Raw genomic sequence first — 17907 nt, 5'->3', positions numbered from 1 at the left:
ACGAAGTTGGAAATATTCTGCGCGCCGGCGGCCGCGGTCAACCAGGCCGCCATTGCGTACTTTTGTATACAAAGATATACATTGGCGGGACAAGCGCCATCTTCGCATGGGCAGGATGCACTTTGCGTTCCGAGGACAAATGGCCAGACGACCGGCAAAGGCAGGCGGATCAATCACGCGTGGCGGGGGCGTCGCGCTGGGTGAAGCCGTGTTCCGCTCGCTCTGCGAGGCTCTCCAGGCCGGCAGCTACCGTGCCGGCGACCGATTGCGCGAGGAAGAGGTCGCCCAGCGGCTGAAGGTCAGCCGCACGCCGGTTCGCGAAGCGTTGGGCCGGCTCGCCGCACGCGGCTTTGTCGAGCCCGCCGGCGGCCGCGGCGTGATCGTCCGCAACCTGGACATCTCGGAGGTGCTCGAGCTCTACGCCATGCGCGAGATCATGGAAGGCGCCGCCGCGCGCCTCGCCGCCGAACATGCCTCAACGCCGGAGATCGACGCGCTCAGCGATATCGAGCAGGCTTTCGTCGAGGCCTCCGCGACCGACGCCGCGGAGATGGCAGGAGACATGGCAAGGCTGAACCGCGCCTTACACGAGGCGATCTGCCGCGCCGCGCGCAACCGCTATCTCGACAACGCCTCGCGCGAATTACAGGACTGGATCGCCCTGCTCGGTCCGACCACCTTCACCGTATCGGGCCGTCCCTCGACCAGCCATGGCGAGCACCAGGCGATCATCGACGCCATCGCAGCACGCGACGGCGACAAGGCGGAGCAGCTCGCACGCGCCCATATCCGCGAGGCGCTGCGCTGCCGGCTAAAACTGTTGCAGAAGCAGTAGGCGCGAGCCGCCTCAGGCCAGCACGTCCGCGACGACCGCTTTGACAACGTCCCTTACATCGGCAGGCTTGAGCCGCACCTGCAGGCTGCGCTGGCCACCATTGAGATAGACGAGATCATGCGCGAGCGCGCTCTGCTCCATCACGGTCAGTACCTGCTTGCGCTGCCCGAACGGGCTGATGCCGCCGACCTTGTAGCCGGTGACACGTTCGGCCTCGGCCGGCTTCATCATCTGCGCCGACTTGCCGCCCGCGGCCCCCGCGAGCTTCTTCATCGAGACTTCCTGGTCGGACGGAACGACGACGCAGACCGGCTTGCCGTCGACCAGCGCCATCAGCGTCTTGAGGACGCGCCGCGGGTCTTCACCGAGCGCGGCGGCGGCCTGGAGGCCGATGCTCTCGGCGTCAGGATCGTAGTCGTAGGCGTGGACGGTGAAGGCGACACCGGCAGCGGTGAGCGCGCGGGTGGCTGGAGTAACTTTGGACATAGCTGATGTCTACCATCGTCATCGCGGGGAGCGAAGCGGCGAAGCAATCCAGACTGTCTCCGCGGAGGGATTCTGGATTGCTTCGCTGCGAAGCAATGACGACGTGGGCACATTTGCCCACCGCGCCCTCGGCGTCGTCCCCGCGCACGCGGGGACCCATAACTACAGGAAGTAGTTTTGCGAAGACCAATTGTTCGGGACCAAGACCGTCCACAACCGCGAGATCACGCAGTATGGGTCCCGGCGTTCGCCGGGACGACACCAGTTGTTTGGCGGCACCGAGCCGCCAACTAACGCCTTCCCCTACTCCGCCGCGTCCCGCATCTCCGCCCGCTCGGCTCTCGCCGCGCAGAACTTGAACTCCGGAATCTTGCCGAACGGATCTAGCGCCGGGTTGGTGAGCAGGTTCGCCGCTGCCTCCGCGTAGCAGAACGGCATGAACACCATGTTCTCGGGCACGTCGCGGTCGGAGCGCACCTTGACCTCGACCGCGCCGCGGCGGGTCTCCAGGCGAATGAAATCGCCGGGCGCGAGCTTCTTCTTGCGCATGTCCTTCGGCGACATGAAGGCCACCGCCTCGGGCTCGATCTGGTCGAGCACCTGGGCGCGGCGCGTCATCGAGCCGGTGTGCCAGTGCTCCAGCACGCGGCCGGTCGACAGCACCATGGGATATTCGTCGTCCGGAATCTCGTCCGGCGGGATCACCTTGGCCGGCACGATCTTGCCGCGGCCGCTCGCGGTGGGGAAGCCCGTGGTGAAGATGATCTCGTTGCCGGGCTTGTCCAGAGCATCGACCGGATAGGTGACCGCGCCTTCGCGCACCAACCGCTCCCAAGTGATGTTCTTCAGCGACGGCATCAGCTGTGCCATTTCGGTGAAGACGTCGCCGGGGCCGGCATAATTCCACGGCAGGCCCATGCGCTTGCCGATCTCCTGGATGATCCAGAGATCCTGCCGCGCATCGCCCGGCGGCTTGATCACCTGGCGCGCGAGCTGCACGCGGCGATCGGTGTTGGTGAAGGAGCCCTCCTTCTCTGCGAACGCCGAGGCCGGCAGGATCACGTCGGCGTGGAACGCGGTCTCGGTGACGAAGAGATCCTGCACCACGAGATGATCGAGCATGGCGAGCGCGTGTCGCGCGTGCTGCAGATCCGGATCGGACATCGCGGGGTTCTCGCCCTCGATATACATGCCCTTGATCTCGCCGGCATGGATCGCGTTCATGATCTCGACCACGGTCAGGCCGCGGACGGGATCGAGATCCTGCTGCCAGAGTTTTTCGAAGCTGCCGCGCAGATCGTCGCGGCCGACGGGCTGATAATCCGGCAGGAACATCGGGATCAGGCCGGCGTCGGACGCTCCTTGCACGTTGTTCTGGCCACGCAGCGGATGCAGGCCGGTGCCGGGACGGCCGACCTGGCCGGTGATCAGCGCCAGCGCGATCAGGCAGCGCGCGTTGTCGGTGCCGTGGACATGCTGGCTGATGCCCATGCCCCAGAAGATGATCGACGACTTCGCGCGCGCATAGGTGCGCGCCACTTCGCGCAGCGTCTGCGCCGGGATGCCGCAGATCGCCTCCATCTTCTCCGGCGTGAACTCCTTGATCTTCTCCTTGAGGTCCTCGAAGCCTTCGGTGTAGCCGGCGATGTACTGGTCGTCGGTCAGGCCTTCGGTGATGATCGTGTTGATCATCGCGTTCAGCATGGCGACGTCGGAGCCGGGCTTGAACTGCAGATGCTTGGTCGCGTGCCGCGACAGCGTCTGCCGGCGCGGATCCATCACGAACAGTTTTGCGCCGTTTTGCTTCACGGCGTTCTTGATGAAGGTCGCGGCCACCGGGTGGTTCACGGTCGGATTGGCGCCGATCACGATGATCACTTCGGCATCCATCGCAGCTGCGAACGGCGCCGACACCGCGCCCGAGCTCAGGCCTTCGAACAGCGCCGCCACCGAAGAGGCGTGGCACAGACGGGTGCAATGATCGACATTGTTCGAGCCGAAGCCGGTGCGCACCAGCTTCTGGAACAAATAAGCCTCTTCGTTCGAGCCCTTGGCCGAACCGAAGCCGGCCAGCGCCTTCACGCCCTTCTCGTCGCGGATCTTGACGAGGCCCTTGGCGGCGATGTCGAGCGCTTCTTCCCAGCTCGCTTCGCGGAAATGGGTGAAGGGATTGGCCGGATCGACCTGGTCGTTGGCATCCTTCTTCGCATTCGGCAGCCGCACCAGCGGCTTCGTCAGGCGATGCGGATGGTGGATGTAGTCGAAGCCGAAGCGGCCCTTGACGCAAAGACGGTTGTGATTGGCGGGGCCGTCCCGGCCTTCCGCATAGATCACCTTCTCGTCCTTGACCTCGTAGGTCACCTGGCAGCCGACGCCGCAGAACGGGCAGAGCGAGTCCACCTTCTTGTCCGCGTAAGTCACGCGGGTCTGCTTGTCGTCCAGCATCACGGCCGGCATCAGGGCGCCGGTCGGGCAGGCCTGCACGCATTCACCGCAAGCGACGCACGTGGACTCGCCCATGGGATCGTCGAAATCGAACACGATCTTCGAGCCGTGGCTGCGATAGGCCATGCCGATGACGTCGTTGACCTGGACCTCGCGGCAGGCGCGCACGCACAGGCCGCACTGGATGCAGGCATCGAGGTTGACGCGCATCGCCGGATGGCTGGCGTCGGTCGCCCAGCGCTCGGCGGCGGGGAAGCGGCTCTCGGTGACGCCGGTCGCCTCGGCCCAGTGCCAGAACTTCGAATCCGGATCGTGCGAGGTCTCGCGCGCCGGCTGGTCGGCGACGAGCAGCTCCATCACCATCTTCTGCGCAGCCGTCGCCCGCGCGCTCTCGGTCTTGACCTTCATGCCGACCGACGGCGTACGCTTGCAGGATGCAGCGAGCACGCGTTCGCCCTCGATCTCGACCATGCAGGCGCGGCAATTGCCGTCCGGGCGATAGTCGGGCGCCGGCGAATAACAGAGATGCGGAATGTCCCGCCCCTGCCGCTTGGCGACTTGCCAGATGGTCTCGCCGGGTTTGGCTTCGACCTGCTTGCCGTCGAGCTCGAACGTAATCTTGGTCATTCGGCCGCTTCCTTGAACTCGTCAGGGAAATATTTGATCACGGTGGCCAGCGGATTCGATGCCGCCTGTCCAAGCCCGCAGATCGAGGCATCGCGCATCGCCTGGCTCAATTCCTCCAGGAGAGCGCGGTTCCAGACCGGCTTCTGCATCAGCTGCGCCGCTTTCTGGGTTCCGACGCGGCACGGCGTGCACTGGCCGCAACTCTCGTCCTCGAAGAATTTCATCAGGTTCAGCGCCGCCGCGCGCACGCTATCCTTCTGCGACAGGACCACGATCGCGGCCGATCCGATGAAGCAGCCGTATTTCTCCAGCGTGCCGAAATCGAGCGGAATGTCGTCCATCGACGCCGGCAGGATGCCGCCGGAGGCGCCGCCTGGCAGGTAAGCATAGAACTGATGGCCGTCGGCCATGCCGCCGCAATATTCGTCGATCAGCTCGCGAATGGTGATTCCGGCTGGCGCCAGCTTCATGCCGGGATTTTTCACGCGGCCCGAGACCGAGAAGCTGCGCAGCCCATGCCGTTCATGACGGCCATGGCCCTTCCACCACTCGGCGCCCTTCTCGACGATGTCGCGCACCCACCACAGCGTCTCGATGTTGTTGATCAGCGTCGGCAGGCCGAACAGGCCGACCTGGAACGGGTAAGGCGGCTTGTGCCGGGGCAGGCCGCGCTTGCCCTCGATGCTTTCCAGCAGCGAGGATTCCTCGCCGCAGATATAGGCGCCGGCGCCGCGGCGCATGTGCAACGTCGGACCGCCCGGCGGGAGCTTCGCGATCTCGCGCTCCAGGATCTCGCGCGAGGCCGGATATTCGTCGCGCAGATAGATGTAGACATCGGAGGCCTGCACCACATGCGCGCCGATCAGCATGCCTTCGATGAAGCGGTGCGGATCGCTTTCGAGATAGACCCGGTCCTTGAACGTGCCGGGCTCGCCCTCGTCGCCGTTGATCGCCATCAGCCGCGGACCGGGCTCGCCGAGCACGGCGCGCCATTTACGGCCCGTGGGGAAGCCGGCGCCGCCGAGGCCGCGCAGCGAAGCGTTGTCGAGCGCCTTCAGGAGATCGTCGGTCGACAGTTCTCCCGAGCGCAGGCGACCCAGCAACTTGTAGCCCCCATCGGCGAGATAGGCGTCGTAGCCGATATATTTGGGCAGATGGGCGTGGGTATCACCGGCCTTCGCGGCCGCCATCACGTTGGAGACGGTCGCGTGATCGACGAAATTGTGCCCGACTTCCGCGGCAGGCGCAGTGTCGCAGCGGCCGACGCAGGGTGCCCGGACGACACGGATGCCGGGACCGCCAGCACTTTGCAGATCCTCGAGCAGCTTCTCGCCGCCGAGCATCGCACAGGTCAGGGAGTCGCAGACGCGGATCGTCAGCGGCGCGATGTCGGGCTCGCCCTCCTTCACCACGTCGAAATGCGCGTAGAACGTCGCGGTCTCGAACACTTCGGCGAAGGCGAGCTTCATCTCGTCGGCGAGCGCGGCGAGATGCGCGGCCGAGATCTGGTGATATTTGTCCTGGATCAGGTGCAGATATTCGATCAGCAGATCGCGCCGCCGCGGCCTGTCGCCGAGCAGTTGTTCGATCTCGTGCGCGGCGGTGGGGTCGACCTGGCGCCCCTTGGGCGTGGCCTTGGCTCGCTTGCGTCCCTCGCCCGGGTGTTCGAACGAGCGGACCTGATGCACGTCATGGCTCATCGATGAATCTCGTAGCCCTTCTTTAGAACAAGTCCAACCTTAGCCTTTGGCATACCAGATGCCAAGAAAATTCTGGCGTTCCAATAAGCGTTTAAGGGGCACGCGGCCAACGAGCCCCATGCCCCCATCGAACGGGATAGTGCCCCTTCTCAGCTCTTGTTCATGCACTCTTCGATGTAGAACCAGCGGTCGTCGCCAGCGAGGCCCTTGGACTTCACCTCGGCGCGGCAGGCCTTCAGCTTCGGCTTGTTGGCCGCCCACTTGGCCTTCATGTCCTTCAGCTTTTGCATGGAGAGCTTGATCTTTCCCGGCTTGGCCTCGGTCGTAGCAGCGGGTGCAGCGGGCGCGGTCTGTGCAGATGCGGTGTGGAGGCCCGCGGCCAGCAGCATGGCGGCGAGGCAGATACGAGTGCGAAACATGAAAATCCCCCTAGGTCCCATTCTCGATGATTCTTGAAAGACGAATGTCGCGGGACGCCGACCATCGGCATCCCGCGACCGTGTCGACTGCGATCAGAAAATCTTGACCGCGCTCTCCAGCGTCTTCCAGACTCCCCAAGCCAGGGGAATGCCGACGAAGGCCCAGAACATCGCCGCCTTTGCGTCGAGGCCGCCAAAGCCGATACCGTAAGAGCCGTGCGGCCCCGCGGCTGCAGCGCTGGCGCTCGCCGCCTGCAGCTTGGCGACATCGGCCTCCTTCATGTGCCACTTCGAATCGACCGGCTTGATCAGGTAGTTGCAGATCAGGCCCGCGATCAGCATCGCGCAGAGGATGTACATGGTGGTGTTGTAGAGCTGGTCGCGCGGCACGCCGGCCGCGAGCTGGAACTCGCGGATGTAGTTCACCACGACGGGGCCGATGATGCCCGCCGTCGACCACGCCGTCAGCAGCCGCCCGTGGATGGCGCCGACGAACTGGGTACCGAACATGTCGGCGAGATAGGCCGGCACGGTGGCGAAGCCGCCGCCATACATCGACAGGATGATGCCGAAGCCGAGCACGAACAGCAGCTTCGAGCCCATCGCCGCGAAGGTCGGCGCCAGCGCGTAGAGCGCGATGCCGAGGATGAAGAACGTGTAGTAGGTGTTCTTCCGTCCGATCTTGTCCGACAACGAAGCCCAGAAGAAGCGGCCGCCGATGTTGAACAGCGACAGCAATCCAGCGAAGCCCGCGGCGATCGCGGCGATCTGCGCCTTCTGTCCGGCATCGAGCGCGTTGAAGCCGACATCAGGCAGGCCGATCAGCTTGCCCGCGAAGATCTCCTGCAGCATCGGCGAGGCCATACCGATCACGCCGATACCCGCCGAGACGTTCAGGCAGAGCACCCACCAGATCAGCCAGAACTGCGGCGTCTTGTGCGCGTCGTTGAGATGGACGTTGTTCTTCGAAATCATCGCGTTGGCCTTGACCGGCGGGGTCCAGCCCTCGGGCTGCCAGCCGGGCGGCGGCAGGCGATAGCGGAACGCGCCGATCATCATGAACACGAAGTAGATGACGCCCATCGCGACGAAGGTTTCCCAGACGCCGACCGAGGTCGGGCTCTTGAAGTAGTTCATCAGCAGGTTCGCCAGCGGCGCGCCGATCATGGCGCCACCGCCGAAGCCCATGATCGCCATGCCGGTCGCCATGCCGCGACGATCGGGGAACCATTTGACGAGCGTCGACACCGGGGAGATGTAGCCGAGGCCGAGACCGATACCGCCGATCACGCCCGAACCCAGCCACAACAGCCAAAGCTGATGGGTGTAGACGCCGATCGCACCGAGGAAGAGACCGCCGCACCAGCAGAGCGCCGAGACGAAGCCCGCCTTGCGCGGCCCGACGCGCTCCAGCCAGCCGCCCCAGACCGCAGCCGCGATACCGAGCAGCACGAAGAACAGGGTGTACATCCATCCCATGCTGGCGACCTTCCAGTCGCAGCTGGTCGTGAACAGTTCCTGCCACAGCGACATGTCCGGACAGGCCTTCGGCGCAGTCAAACCGATCGCGCGCGACAGCGGCAGCCAGAACACCGAGAAGCCGTAGGCCATGCCGATGCAGAGATGGATGCACAGCGCCGCCGGCGGCACCAGCCAGCGATTGAAGCCGGCGGTCGCGATGGTCCGCTCGCGATCAAGAAAACCCGCGCCAGCACCTGAAAGTGTCCCAGCGCCTTCGATTGCAGTCATGCATTCCTCCCCTCAGCCACCCTTCTGAGCAGCCTGCCGCTACTATCCTGTTCCTCAGCTCGCTGCGGTGCAGACAATTGCCCCTGCTGCCCCGCACCATCATCCGACGCGCGCCAGGATCGTCACGCGCATCCTTAGTGTTAAACCCCTCGCGCGGGGCGCTATGCCCGATACGACGTGCAGGCTTCGTGAGCGGCCCGTTGATCCGCGTATCGCAGACAAGACTCAACCTCCGCGCCTGCACGGAGAAAGTCAATTTGGGCAGAAGCCATGATCGATGTCGATAGACAAAAGGTCGGTATCAGTGAGGTAACGCTCACGAATGCGGTGCACCATTGGCGCCACCTATCGAGCCATTTGCTTTTTCTATCAAGAACACGATGCGCGCGTCGTTGCGCTCGGTGATCTCCACCGTGTCGCCGGTCTCGCGAATCAGGTTCGGAATGTCAATCACCGACAAGGGATCGGTGCAGTGAACCTCGAGCTGATCGCCCGGTTGCAACGGCTTGAGCGCCTTGCGCGTCTTCAGCGCAGGCAGCGGGCATTTCAGTCCGGTGAGGTCGAGCGTCGTTCTGGTCATGGGCGCAACATGGCGAGGTGAGGCAACGACGTCAACGCAGCCGCTCAGAGCAGATCGGCATAGGACAAGAAACCTACGCTGTGCCCCGGCTCAACGCCCGTGACGCTCTCACCGAGCTCGACCAGGCCATCAGTCTCGACCAGCGAGGACAGCAGCCCCGCCCCTTCGCGTGGAAACTTGATGGCCTCGAGCCGGCCGTCCTGCGCACGCCGCAGGGATACACGAACGTATTCGCGCCGACCTGCCTTCTTCTTGTAGGTAAACGCCGCGCGCAACGGGATCGGTGTCAACGGCTCCGGCAGGCCGCCCGCCAGCGCCAGCACCGTCGGCCGCACCACGTGGACGAACGTCACGAAGCTCGCGACGGGATTGCCGGGCAGTCCGATCAGCGGCGTGCCGTCGATGATGCCCATCGCCACCGGCCGGCCGGGCTTGATCGCCATCCGCCACAGCACCAGCGAGCCGATGCTCTCGACCGCGGCCTTGACGTGGTCCTCCTCGCCGGTCGAGACGCCGCCGGTGGTGAGGACCAGATCGTGGCGCCCTGCAACCTGCTTCAAGCCGTTCGCGAGCGAAGTCCGCTCGTCGCGGAGAATGCCGAGATCGCTGACCTCGCAGCCGAGACGGCGCAGCATCGCCATCAGCATGAAGCGGTTGGAATCGAACAGCTGCGCGGCGGCGCGTGTCTCGCCGGGGGACGCCAGCTCGTCACCGGTCGAGAACACGGCGACACGGATGCGCCGGACGACGTCCAGTCTTGTGAGGCCGAACGCGGCGGCGAGAGCAACATGCTGCGGCCGCAGGCGCTGGCCGGCGTGCAGCGCGATCTGTCCCTGAGGGATGTCCTCGCCGGCGGGGCGCACATTCGCGCCCGGCTTCAGCCCCGGCGGCAGCACGATCCGACCGGAATCGTCGATGCGGACGTCCTCCTGCATGAAGACGGTTTCGGCCTCCGGCGGCATCGGCGCGCCCGTGAAGATGCGCGCGGTGTGGCCGGGCTTGATCGGTGCCTGCGCGAGCCCGCCGGCCGGGATGCGACCGTCAAGCGGGAGCGCTTGCTCGGCGCGATCGGGAACATCGGCATTGCGCACGGCATAGCCGTCGACGGCCGAGTTGGTGAAGGGCGGCAGCGGCAGCGGCGCCGCGACATCGCGCGCCAGCACGCGACCGTCTGCATCGACGAGAGACACCGTCTCCAGATCGGCGATCGCGTTGACGCGCGTCGTGATGAGACCAACGGCCTCGTCGACCGACATCATCGGGCCGCCGAAGGCAAAGCAATCGTCCGAGAGTTGCGCCATGGTGCCTCGTCAGCGTATCGCGGCGCTCTTCGCAACCGCTTCCTCGACCGGCATCGCCGCGCGCAGCAGCAACGCCGCGGCCGCCTCGATGTCGTCGAGATGGACAGTCGGCAGCCGGGTGTCAATGGCGGTGTCGGCCGCGATGCCGGCAATGCCGGGATCGTCGGGAAACAGCAGCGGTTTGCCGTTCGCCGCGCGATGCACCTCGATCTTGCGATGCGGCTCGCGCTTGAAACCCTCGACCACGACGAGATCGACCGCGGACAGCTTGCCCAACAGTTCCGGCAGCCGCGGCTCCGCCGCCCCGCGCAATTCGTGCATCAGGGCCCAGCGGTTCGACGACGCCACCAGCACCTCGGAGGCGCCGGCCTCGCGATGGCGCCAGGAATCCTTGCCGGGCACGTCGACGTCGAACTGGTGGTGCGCATGCTTGATCACCGAGACGCGCAGGCCTTGCGCGTTGAAATGCGGGATCAGCCGCGCCAACAGCGTGGTCTTGCCCGCACCGCTCCAGCCTGCAAGGCCGATGACTTTCATTCCAGCTCTCTTTTCGCAACCAACGACCGCTGACGGAACCTCCGGCTCCACCCCGTCATTGCGAGTGCGGCGAAGTAATCCAGACCATCTCCGCGGATGTATTTCTGGATTGCTTCGCTGCGCTCGCAATGACGCCGAGGCAGCATTTCGCTCTTTCGCCGCCATGCTTATATCGGCTTGGCCCGAATGTCATGCTAACCTCGCCGCCATGATGCAAATGGACAAAGCCCCGGTGCCCCTGATCATCCCTGACCCGGACGACCCGCGCCTGACCCAGAGCGTGACCGGGACCGACCAGACCGGCGCCAGGGTCGAGATCAAGGTGCCGATGGAGCGGCCGCTGACGCTCTATTTGAATTCCCAGGAGATCGTCACCATGATGACGATCGGCGACTACCCCGAATATCTGGCGCTCGGCTATCTGCTGAACCAGAACATGCTGAAATATAATGACGCCGTCACCGAGGTCGAATACGACGACGATCTCCAAGTGGTCGTGGTGCGCACCGAGCATCACACCAATTTCGAAGCCAAGCTGAAGAAGCGCACGCAGACTTCGGGCTGCGCGCAGGGCACGGCTTTCGGCGACCTGCTGGAGGCAGTCGAGAGCGTCGCGCTGCCGAAGGCGGAGCTGCGCACATCCTGGCTGTACCAGATGACGCAGACCATCAACACCATGCCCTCGCTCTATCTCGAGGCCGGCGCGATCCACGGCTGCGTGCTGTGCAAGGAGGGCACTCCGCTCTGCTACACCGAGGACGTCGGGCGTCACAACGCCGTCGACAAGATCGCGGGCTGGATGTATCGCCACCGCGTCGATGCTTCCGACAAGATCCTCTACACCACGGGGCGCCTCACCTCGGAGATGGTGATCAAGACGGTTCGCATGGGCATTCCGATCCTGGTGTCGCGCTCCGGCTTCACCGCCTGGGGCGTCGATCTCGCGCGTCAGGTCGGGCTGACGCTGGTCGGCCGCACCCGCGGCAAGCGCTTCATCGTCCTCGCGGGCGAAGAGCGCATCGTCTACGACCAGGACCTCGCTTACGTCGAGGAGGAATCGGCCAAGCACAAGCGCAAGGGTGAAGGTGGTGACGACTGAATTTCCAGCCACGACTATTCCGCCAACTCTTGGCGTGCTGCTCGCCGGCGGCCTCGCGCGGCGCATGGGTGGCGGCGACAAGCCGATGCGCACCATCGGCGGCCGCACCATTTTGGAGCGCGTGATCGCGCGCCTGAAACCTCAATGCACCGGACTGATCCTGAATGCCAACGGAGAGCCCGCGCGCTTCGCTTCCTTCGGCCTGCAGGTCGTCCCCGACGACGTGCCCGGCTTTCCCGGCCCGCTCGCCGGCATTTTGGCCGCGCTCGATTGGACCGCGGCGAACCGGCCGGACGTCGACTGGGTGCTCAGCGCCGCCGGCGATTGCCCGTTCCTGCCGCGCGATCTGGTGGCCCGGCTGCATGACGCACGCGAACGCCAGAACGCGCAGCTCGCGGTCGCCGCATCCGGCGAGCAGTCGCATCCCGTGATCGGCCTGTGGCGGGTCGCCTTGCGCGGCGAGCTGCGTCACGCGCTGGTCGTCGAAGACCTCCGCAAGATCGACCGCTGGACCGCACGCTATCCACTCGCGACCGTGACGTGGCCGGCCGAGCCGCTCGATCCGTTCTTCAACGCCAACACGGTCGAGGACATCGCCGAAGCCGAGCGGTTGGCCGCGCTGGACGACGCGGCCTGAGGGTCTCTCCTGGCCGGTGAACCGGACCAAGGAAGGCAGCGACCAATATTGGGACGCTGCCCCGGATGAGCCATGGCCGACTCTCTCTTGGACATCATTTTCGATGTCGTCGACGTCGCGTTCGATGTCTCGGACGTGATCGATCGCACGAAGCAGCTGAGCAAGCCTGACACCGTCGAGGTCCCGCAGGATCCAAAGCCGTTGCCACCCGCCGCACAGCGCGCGCTGGCGGAAGCCGAAGAGCGGCAGCGCAGGCGCGAGCAGGTCGATCAAGCCGCCATCGGCACTGACCCGGTATCGTAGCGGAAAGCCCGGTGCGCGCGCTCGAACGGCGCGAGGACATTCTAAGCAGGTCGAAATCCAGCCCGCTCCAGCGCTGTGCGCGCCTCGTCCGAACCAAGGGCATCGAGAAAAGCCTGCACGGCCGGACGCTGTTTGCGCGCCGTCACCAGCGCAAAATCATAATGCTCTTCCGCGAACGGAATGAAACCGAGGCCGACCGCGTGGGCGACCGGCGCAATGGTCATGCCCCAGTCGGCGCGGTGCTGCGCGACGGCCGCCGCGACTGCGTTGTGCGACCGCGGCTGGTTCCAATAGCCTTCCGGCCGCGCCCCGCCGAGCAGCCGGTCGATCAGGATGCGCGTGCCGGCACCCTGATTGCGGTTGACCATGATGCAGGCGGAATCAGCGAGCGCGGCAGCGACGGCCTGCTTCGCATCGAGGCCGTCGAAACGCCTGTCGCCTTTGCGGAAGACGATGCCCTGCATCCGCCGCCAGCCGGGCACGAGTTCGAGCCCCTCGACGAGATAGGGCGAATTGTAGGTCTCGCTCTTGTCGTCGAACAGATGGATCGGCGCGAGATCGCATTCGCCGCGCTTCGCCGCGGCAAGCCCACCGAGGCTGCCGACCGCGATCGAGCGCACGGCGAGGCCGGCATGCGCAAGCTGCGCCGTGACGAGATCCAGACCTGTGCAATGGCTGCCGACGATGACGACATCGGGGACCCGCACATGAGGTGTGAACAGCGTCACCTCGGCTTCGGTCCCGGCCGGCATCTGGTCGGCGAGCGCATCGATGCGCAGGAAACCATCGGCCTGCGCGAAGGACGTAATCGCGCCAGACCCCTTGCCGGAGGGATAGGCGATCAGGCCATCCCTGCCCTCGACCAGCGAGACCATGACGAATTCGGTGCGACCGAGCTCGGACGCAATGCGCACCGGCACGGTCGCGTTGACCCTGGCATCGGCGCGCGGCGGCAGGCCGGCCAGCTTGCGCAGCACCGGCACGATCATGTCGTGGAAGGTGAACATCGCCGAGGTCGGAAAGCCCGGCAGGATCACCACCGGCTTGCCGTCGCACACCGCAAGACACAGCGGCTTGCCGGGCTTGAGCGCAACGCCATGCGCGATGATGCCGGGCGCGCCGAGCCGGCCGATGATGCGATGGGACAGGTCGCCCGCGCCTTTGGACGTGCCGCCTGACAGCACCAGCATGTCGGCATCGGCGAGCGCGGCACGCATGGCAGCTTCGAGCTTGGCTTCATCGTCGGGAATCGCGCCCAGGAAGATCGCCTCGCCGCCGTTCTCGTCGATCGCGGCCGCGACGATGGCGCCGTTGGTGTCGTAGATCCCGGCAGGCGCGAGCCTCTGGCCCGGCTGCACCAATTCATCGCCGGTCGAGATCACGGCCACACGTGGCTTGCGCGCGACCTTCACCTCGGCGATGCCGCACGCGGCCAGCATGCCGATCTCGCGCGAGCCGATGACGGTGCCGGCACGCAGCAGCGCCTCGCCGCGCGCGATGTCGGATCCGGCATAGGAGACGAATTGCCCGGGAGACGTGGCGCGACGAACCTCGATGGCATCCGCCCCCGCCGGCTGGGTGTGCTCGACCATGACGACGGCATCGGCGCCACGCGGCAGCGGGCCGCCGGTGGCAATCGCCGTTGCGGTTCCAGCCGCCACTTGCAGCGCCGGCGCGGTGCCGCAGTGGATGGTTTCGCCGTTCAGCCCAAGACGCACCGGCTTGCCTTCGCCGGCCGCAACGAGATCCCCCGAACGCACGGCAAAGCCGTCGACATTGGAACGGTCGAACGGGGGAACATCGATCGGCGCCGTGACGTCTTCGGCGAGCGCCGCGCCAAGCGCAGCACCAAGCTTGCGCGTTTCGCACGGCAGCGCGCGCGGGAACAGCGCCGCCTCGAAGCGCGCCAGCGCCTCCTCGCGCGAGAGGATCTTGAGGAACTGCTCCTGTTCGAGCGCGCTGCGGTCTGGTGGCTTCGGGATCATCGTCATGCCGGAACCCATATCACTCCCGCATCAGATAGGCATCGACAGGCTCACCTGCCGCAAATCCCTCGTGATTGCCTGATATGAGCAACCAGGCATCCGCGCCGGCCATCGCCTGAAACGGCCATTCGCCCACGGCAAGCGGCCTCCACGCCTTGTGTTCCTCAGCCAGCAGCGCGATCTCGGCGATGCCGACGCTGGAGGCAATCTTGCGTGATAGCGGCAAGGTGATCTGACGTCGCCGTTGTCGCGCCGACAGGCGATCGACGAGCGGCAGCACGAGCGCGAGCCAGGCCGCGAGCGCTGCATCGGGCGAGCCGGGCAAGGCGACGGCGGGAACATTGCCGAGGCGCGCAACCGCGGCGGTGAGCCCGGGCCGAAGCGCGAGACCATGAGCAAGCACCTCGCCGCGCTCGGCCAGCGCCGTGACGGCTGCGTCGTGGCGGCCGACACCGCTGCCGCCGATCGTCACGACGAGATCGCAGGCGTCATCGGTGACGGCCTCCGCGATCGATGCAGCAGCACGCGCACCGGCTTCATGCATCTCAACATGCAGTCCCGCGGCACGCGCGATCTCGGCAATCAAATGCGTCGTCGCCGTCGCACCGGGCACGTTGACGAGACGCAGCCGCGGTCGGCGCACGCTCAGCTTCCCGACACCTGCAACGCGCGCGAGCAACAGAGTGGCGGGGGTGACCGGGCGCCCCGCGACCACAACGGCCGTATGTTCTCCGATGTCGCCGCCGGCGCGCCTGACGCCCTGCCCCGGCACGCCCTCCGCCAGCACCTGCACGAGCGGGCCCGATACCTCCACCGCGTCGGCATCGAGCACACAGTCGCATCCTGCCGGCATCGCTTCGCCGGCCTCGACCCATTGCGGCTCTTTCGTCAGAGGCGGCGGCGAATAAGAGGACGCGCCGACGAGATCATTGGCACAGAGCGCCCAGCCGTCCGCGGCGGCAATGTCGTGCGGCGGATGGGCGGTAAATAGCGCAGTGCCCGCCGCGATGCAGCCGGCCGCGTCGGACAGCGGCAACTCCACCGGTGCAAGCGGCTCGAGCCCGTTCAGCAACGCGGCGAGCGCGATCTCGAGCGGCGTGAGCGAGGATGGCAGGCGCTGGGTCATGCGCCATGGTGGACCATGCATCGGCTGCTTTGGCAACCGCCGGGACTGCGGGCCGTCAGCCGCCGGACCTGTCCGAGTTCGGAAAGAACAGCTGCTGCCCATCGACCTTGTAGCCGGCGATCGCCGCCTGCCCCTCCGGCGAGGTCAGCCAATCGATGAAGATCTGCGCGAGATCCTTCTTCACGTTCGGAAACTTCTCGGGATTCACCAGCATCACGCCATACTGATTGAGCAGCCGCCGGTCGCCTTCGACGACGATGTCGAGATCGCCGCGGTCCCTGAACGAAATCCAGCTGCCGCGATCCGACAGCACATAGGCATTCGCGGCGCGCGCGGCGTCGAGAGCCGAGGCCATGCCGCGCTCCGCCTCGCGATACCAGGCGCCCTTGGCGCTCGCGATGTCGATGCCGGCGACGATCCAGAGCGCGAGCTCCGCGGCGTGGGTGCCCGAGCGATCGCCCCGCGTCACGAACGGCGCGCCCTTGGCTTCGATCGCCTTCAGCGCAGTCACGATATCCTTGCCCTTCACGCCCGCCGGATCGCTCTTCGGCCCGATCAGCACATAGTCGTTGTACATCACGTCGAAACGCTTCACGCCAAATCCGTCGGCGACGAATTTCTCCTCCTGCGGCCGCGCATGCATCAGCACGACGTCGGCCTCGCCTCTTCGCGGCCCATTGAGCACCTCGTCGGCGCGCCGCGCGATCACGGTCACCTCGATGCCGGTCTTGTCGCGGAAGATCGGCAGCAGATTGTCGAGCAGGCCGGACTCCTGTGTCGCTGTGGTCGAGGCCAGCACGATCGCGTGGTCCTCCGCGGATGACGCCACAACGCCCGCGGTGAGACCGCAGAGGAGCGCGAATGCAACGGACAGGCGGCGCATGGATCAGGTTCCCATTGGCTATGACGCGATCATGATGATCGATTGCGCCGCACTCGTGACGCGCTTGCATCGATGCGTCCTCCAAATCGGGAAATTTCGGCAAGGCTCAGCACCCGTTGAGATCGTTCACCAAAGCAGGAATCGCCTGCGAGGATGTGTTGCAAAGCAGCGAGATGATCGGGCATGGTTCCCGCTCACACGACAATTGAAGTGCAGATTCCACCTGCGTCGAACGTCAAAAAGAAGCAAGAATTTGCATAGGAATGCAGGATGGAATTCCTGACGACCAGCGAAGCCGCCGACTATCTTCGGCTCGGCGAACGCAAGCTCTACGAACTCGTCACCACCGGCGCGATCCCCTGCACCAAGGTGACGGGGAAATGGCTCTTCCCTCGGCACGAGCTCGATCTCTGGGTGCTGTCGGGCCTCGCGCGTCCGGCCGGCATGCTGATCGCGGAGCCGCCGCCGGTGGTGGGCGGCAGCCAGGACGAGCTGCTGGATTGGAGCCTGCGCGAATCCGGCTCGGGCCTGGGATCGATGAGCGAGGGCAGCATGCGCGGGCTCGAGCGCCTGCAGCGCAACGAGGTGATGGCGGCGGCGGTGCACTTCCACGGCCTGGATGCTGCCGGCGATCTCGCGGGCGATGCCAGCGTCGAAGCGCTGCGCGCGGCGCCCGACCTGCATGATGCGGTGCTGGTCGCATTCGTGCGCCGCGAGCAGGGGCTCGTGCTGCCGCAGGGCAATCCCAAGCAGCTGCACGGCCTGACCGACGTGCTCGCGCTCGGCGCCAGGATGGCGATGCGGCAGCAGGGCACCGGCGCGCAGATGCTGCTCGACGTGCTGTTGAAGCGTGCCGGCGCCTCGACGCGCGATCTGCGCCGGGTCGAGCCGCCGGCTTTGACCGGGCCGGATCTCGCCGAGATCGTCCGCGCCGGCCAGGCCGATTGCGGCATCGCGACGCGCGCCGCCGCGCGCTCGGCGGGTCTGGATTTCGTGCCGCTGGTCTGGGAGAATTTCGACCTTGCGATGCGGCAGCGCAGCTATTTCCGCCCCGCCATGCAGGCCCTGCTGCGGTTTCTCAGCGAAAGGCGGCTGCGCCAGCGCGCCGAGGAGCTGACCGGCTATGATCCCTCGGCCGCGGGGCAGATCCGGTTCGCAGCCTGACATTGACGCCCGCCCCCAAATAGTTGCAAAA

16 protein-coding genes are annotated in these 17907 nt (G+C 65.9%); 5 read left to right on the top strand and 11 right to left on the bottom strand.

The genetic code is table 11. The features are described 5' to 3' along the window. The first annotated feature begins 139 nt into the window (after positions 1–139). A complete protein-coding gene (locus tag XH83_RS07515) occupies positions 140–835 on the top strand; it encodes a GntR family transcriptional regulator (protein ID WP_194406384.1) in 696 nt (231 codons plus the stop codon). Between the two features lie 12 nt (positions 836–847). Here XH83_RS07515 and ybaK read toward each other — a convergent pair whose 3' ends face one another. The 8 genes from ybaK to mobB form a co-directional block, all read right to left on the bottom strand. Next, positions 848–1321: a Cys-tRNA(Pro) deacylase gene (ybaK, locus tag XH83_RS07510; protein ID WP_194406383.1), complete on the bottom strand. Its 474-nt coding sequence runs from the start codon at positions 1319–1321 to the stop codon at positions 848–850. 303 nt (positions 1322–1624) lie between these two features. Then, positions 1625–4393 (bottom strand): formate dehydrogenase subunit alpha, encoded by a 2769-nt coding sequence (gene fdhF / locus XH83_RS07505; protein ID WP_194406382.1) that lies wholly within the window; start codon positions 4391–4393, stop codon positions 1625–1627. Beyond that, the gene (locus tag XH83_RS07500) at positions 4390–6093 is read right to left on the bottom strand and encodes an NADH-ubiquinone oxidoreductase-F iron-sulfur binding region domain-containing protein (RefSeq protein WP_194406381.1); all 1704 of its coding nucleotides are present in this window, start codon (positions 6091–6093) and stop codon (positions 4390–4392) included. Before XH83_RS07500 ends, fdhF begins: the two co-directional genes overlap by 4 nt. A 149-nt stretch (positions 6094–6242) precedes the next feature. After that, a complete protein-coding gene (locus XH83_RS07495) occupies positions 6243–6512 on the bottom strand; it encodes a hypothetical protein (protein ID WP_194406380.1) in 270 nt (89 codons plus the stop codon). Positions 6513–6605: 93 nt separating this feature from the next. Continuing rightward, complete coding sequence (locus XH83_RS07490; protein WP_194406379.1) at positions 6606–8261, bottom strand: OFA family MFS transporter; 1656 nt, start codon at positions 8259–8261, stop codon at positions 6606–6608. A gap of 316 nt (positions 8262–8577) precedes the next feature. Then, on the bottom strand, positions 8578–8841 hold the full coding sequence (locus XH83_RS07485; RefSeq protein WP_194406378.1) for a sulfurtransferase TusA family protein: 264 nt from the start codon (positions 8839–8841) through the stop codon (positions 8578–8580). Between the two features lie 44 nt (positions 8842–8885). Next, on the bottom strand, positions 8886–10142 hold the full coding sequence (glp, locus tag XH83_RS07480) for a gephyrin-like molybdotransferase Glp (protein ID WP_194406377.1): 1257 nt from the start codon (positions 10140–10142) through the stop codon (positions 8886–8888). Positions 10143–10151: 9 nt separating this feature from the next. Next, positions 10152–10679: a molybdopterin-guanine dinucleotide biosynthesis protein B gene (gene mobB / locus XH83_RS07475; RefSeq protein ID WP_194406376.1), complete on the bottom strand. Its 528-nt coding sequence runs from the start codon at positions 10677–10679 to the stop codon at positions 10152–10154. A gap of 208 nt (positions 10680–10887) precedes the next feature. Between mobB and fdhD the strand changes: the two genes are divergently transcribed. The 3 genes from fdhD to XH83_RS07460 all read left to right on the top strand — a co-directional run bounded on the left by fdhD (position 10888) and on the right by XH83_RS07460 (position 12718). Then, positions 10888–11778 carry a formate dehydrogenase accessory sulfurtransferase FdhD gene (fdhD, locus tag XH83_RS07470; RefSeq protein WP_194406375.1) on the top strand — a complete coding sequence of 297 codons (891 nt, stop codon included), beginning with the start codon at positions 10888–10890 and terminating at the stop codon, positions 11776–11778. Then, complete coding sequence (gene mobA / locus XH83_RS07465) at positions 11765–12415, top strand: molybdenum cofactor guanylyltransferase MobA (protein ID WP_371746286.1); 651 nt, start codon at positions 11765–11767, stop codon at positions 12413–12415. Before fdhD ends, mobA begins: the two co-directional genes overlap by 14 nt. Positions 12416–12487: 72 nt before the next feature. Beyond that, on the top strand, positions 12488–12718 hold the full coding sequence (locus tag XH83_RS07460; protein ID WP_194406373.1) for a hypothetical protein: 231 nt from the start codon (positions 12488–12490) through the stop codon (positions 12716–12718). 41 nt (positions 12719–12759) lie between these two features. On the opposite strand, the gene XH83_RS07455 is transcribed toward XH83_RS07460, so the two are convergent. Genes XH83_RS07455 through XH83_RS07445 form a run of 3 tightly spaced genes read right to left on the bottom strand, consistent with a single transcriptional unit; the run spans position 12760 to position 16712 of the window. Continuing rightward, entirely contained in the window at positions 12760–14709 is a 1950-nt protein-coding gene (locus XH83_RS07455) for a molybdopterin biosynthesis protein (RefSeq protein ID WP_246776427.1), read from the bottom strand. Between the two features lie 13 nt (positions 14710–14722). Next, positions 14723–15829 (bottom strand): molybdopterin-binding protein, encoded by a 1107-nt coding sequence (locus XH83_RS07450; RefSeq protein ID WP_194406371.1) that lies wholly within the window; start codon positions 15827–15829, stop codon positions 14723–14725. Positions 15830–15884: 55 nt separating this feature from the next. Beyond that, the gene (locus XH83_RS07445) at positions 15885–16712 is read right to left on the bottom strand and encodes a substrate-binding domain-containing protein (protein WP_194406370.1); all 828 of its coding nucleotides are present in this window, start codon (positions 16710–16712) and stop codon (positions 15885–15887) included. A 270-nt stretch (positions 16713–16982) separates the two neighbouring features. Between XH83_RS07445 and XH83_RS07440 the strand changes: the two genes are divergently transcribed. After that, positions 16983–17876: a helix-turn-helix transcriptional regulator gene (locus XH83_RS07440; RefSeq protein ID WP_194406369.1), complete on the top strand. Its 894-nt coding sequence runs from the start codon at positions 16983–16985 to the stop codon at positions 17874–17876. Positions 17877–17907 lie beyond the last annotated feature (31 nt).

The organism is Bradyrhizobium sp. CCBAU 53351, from assembly GCF_015291745.1.
Taxonomy (GTDB): Bacteria; Pseudomonadota; Alphaproteobacteria; order Rhizobiales; family Xanthobacteraceae; genus Bradyrhizobium.
Note: the sequence above shows the minus strand (reverse complement) of the source record. Positions and strands in the feature narration are given on the sequence as shown.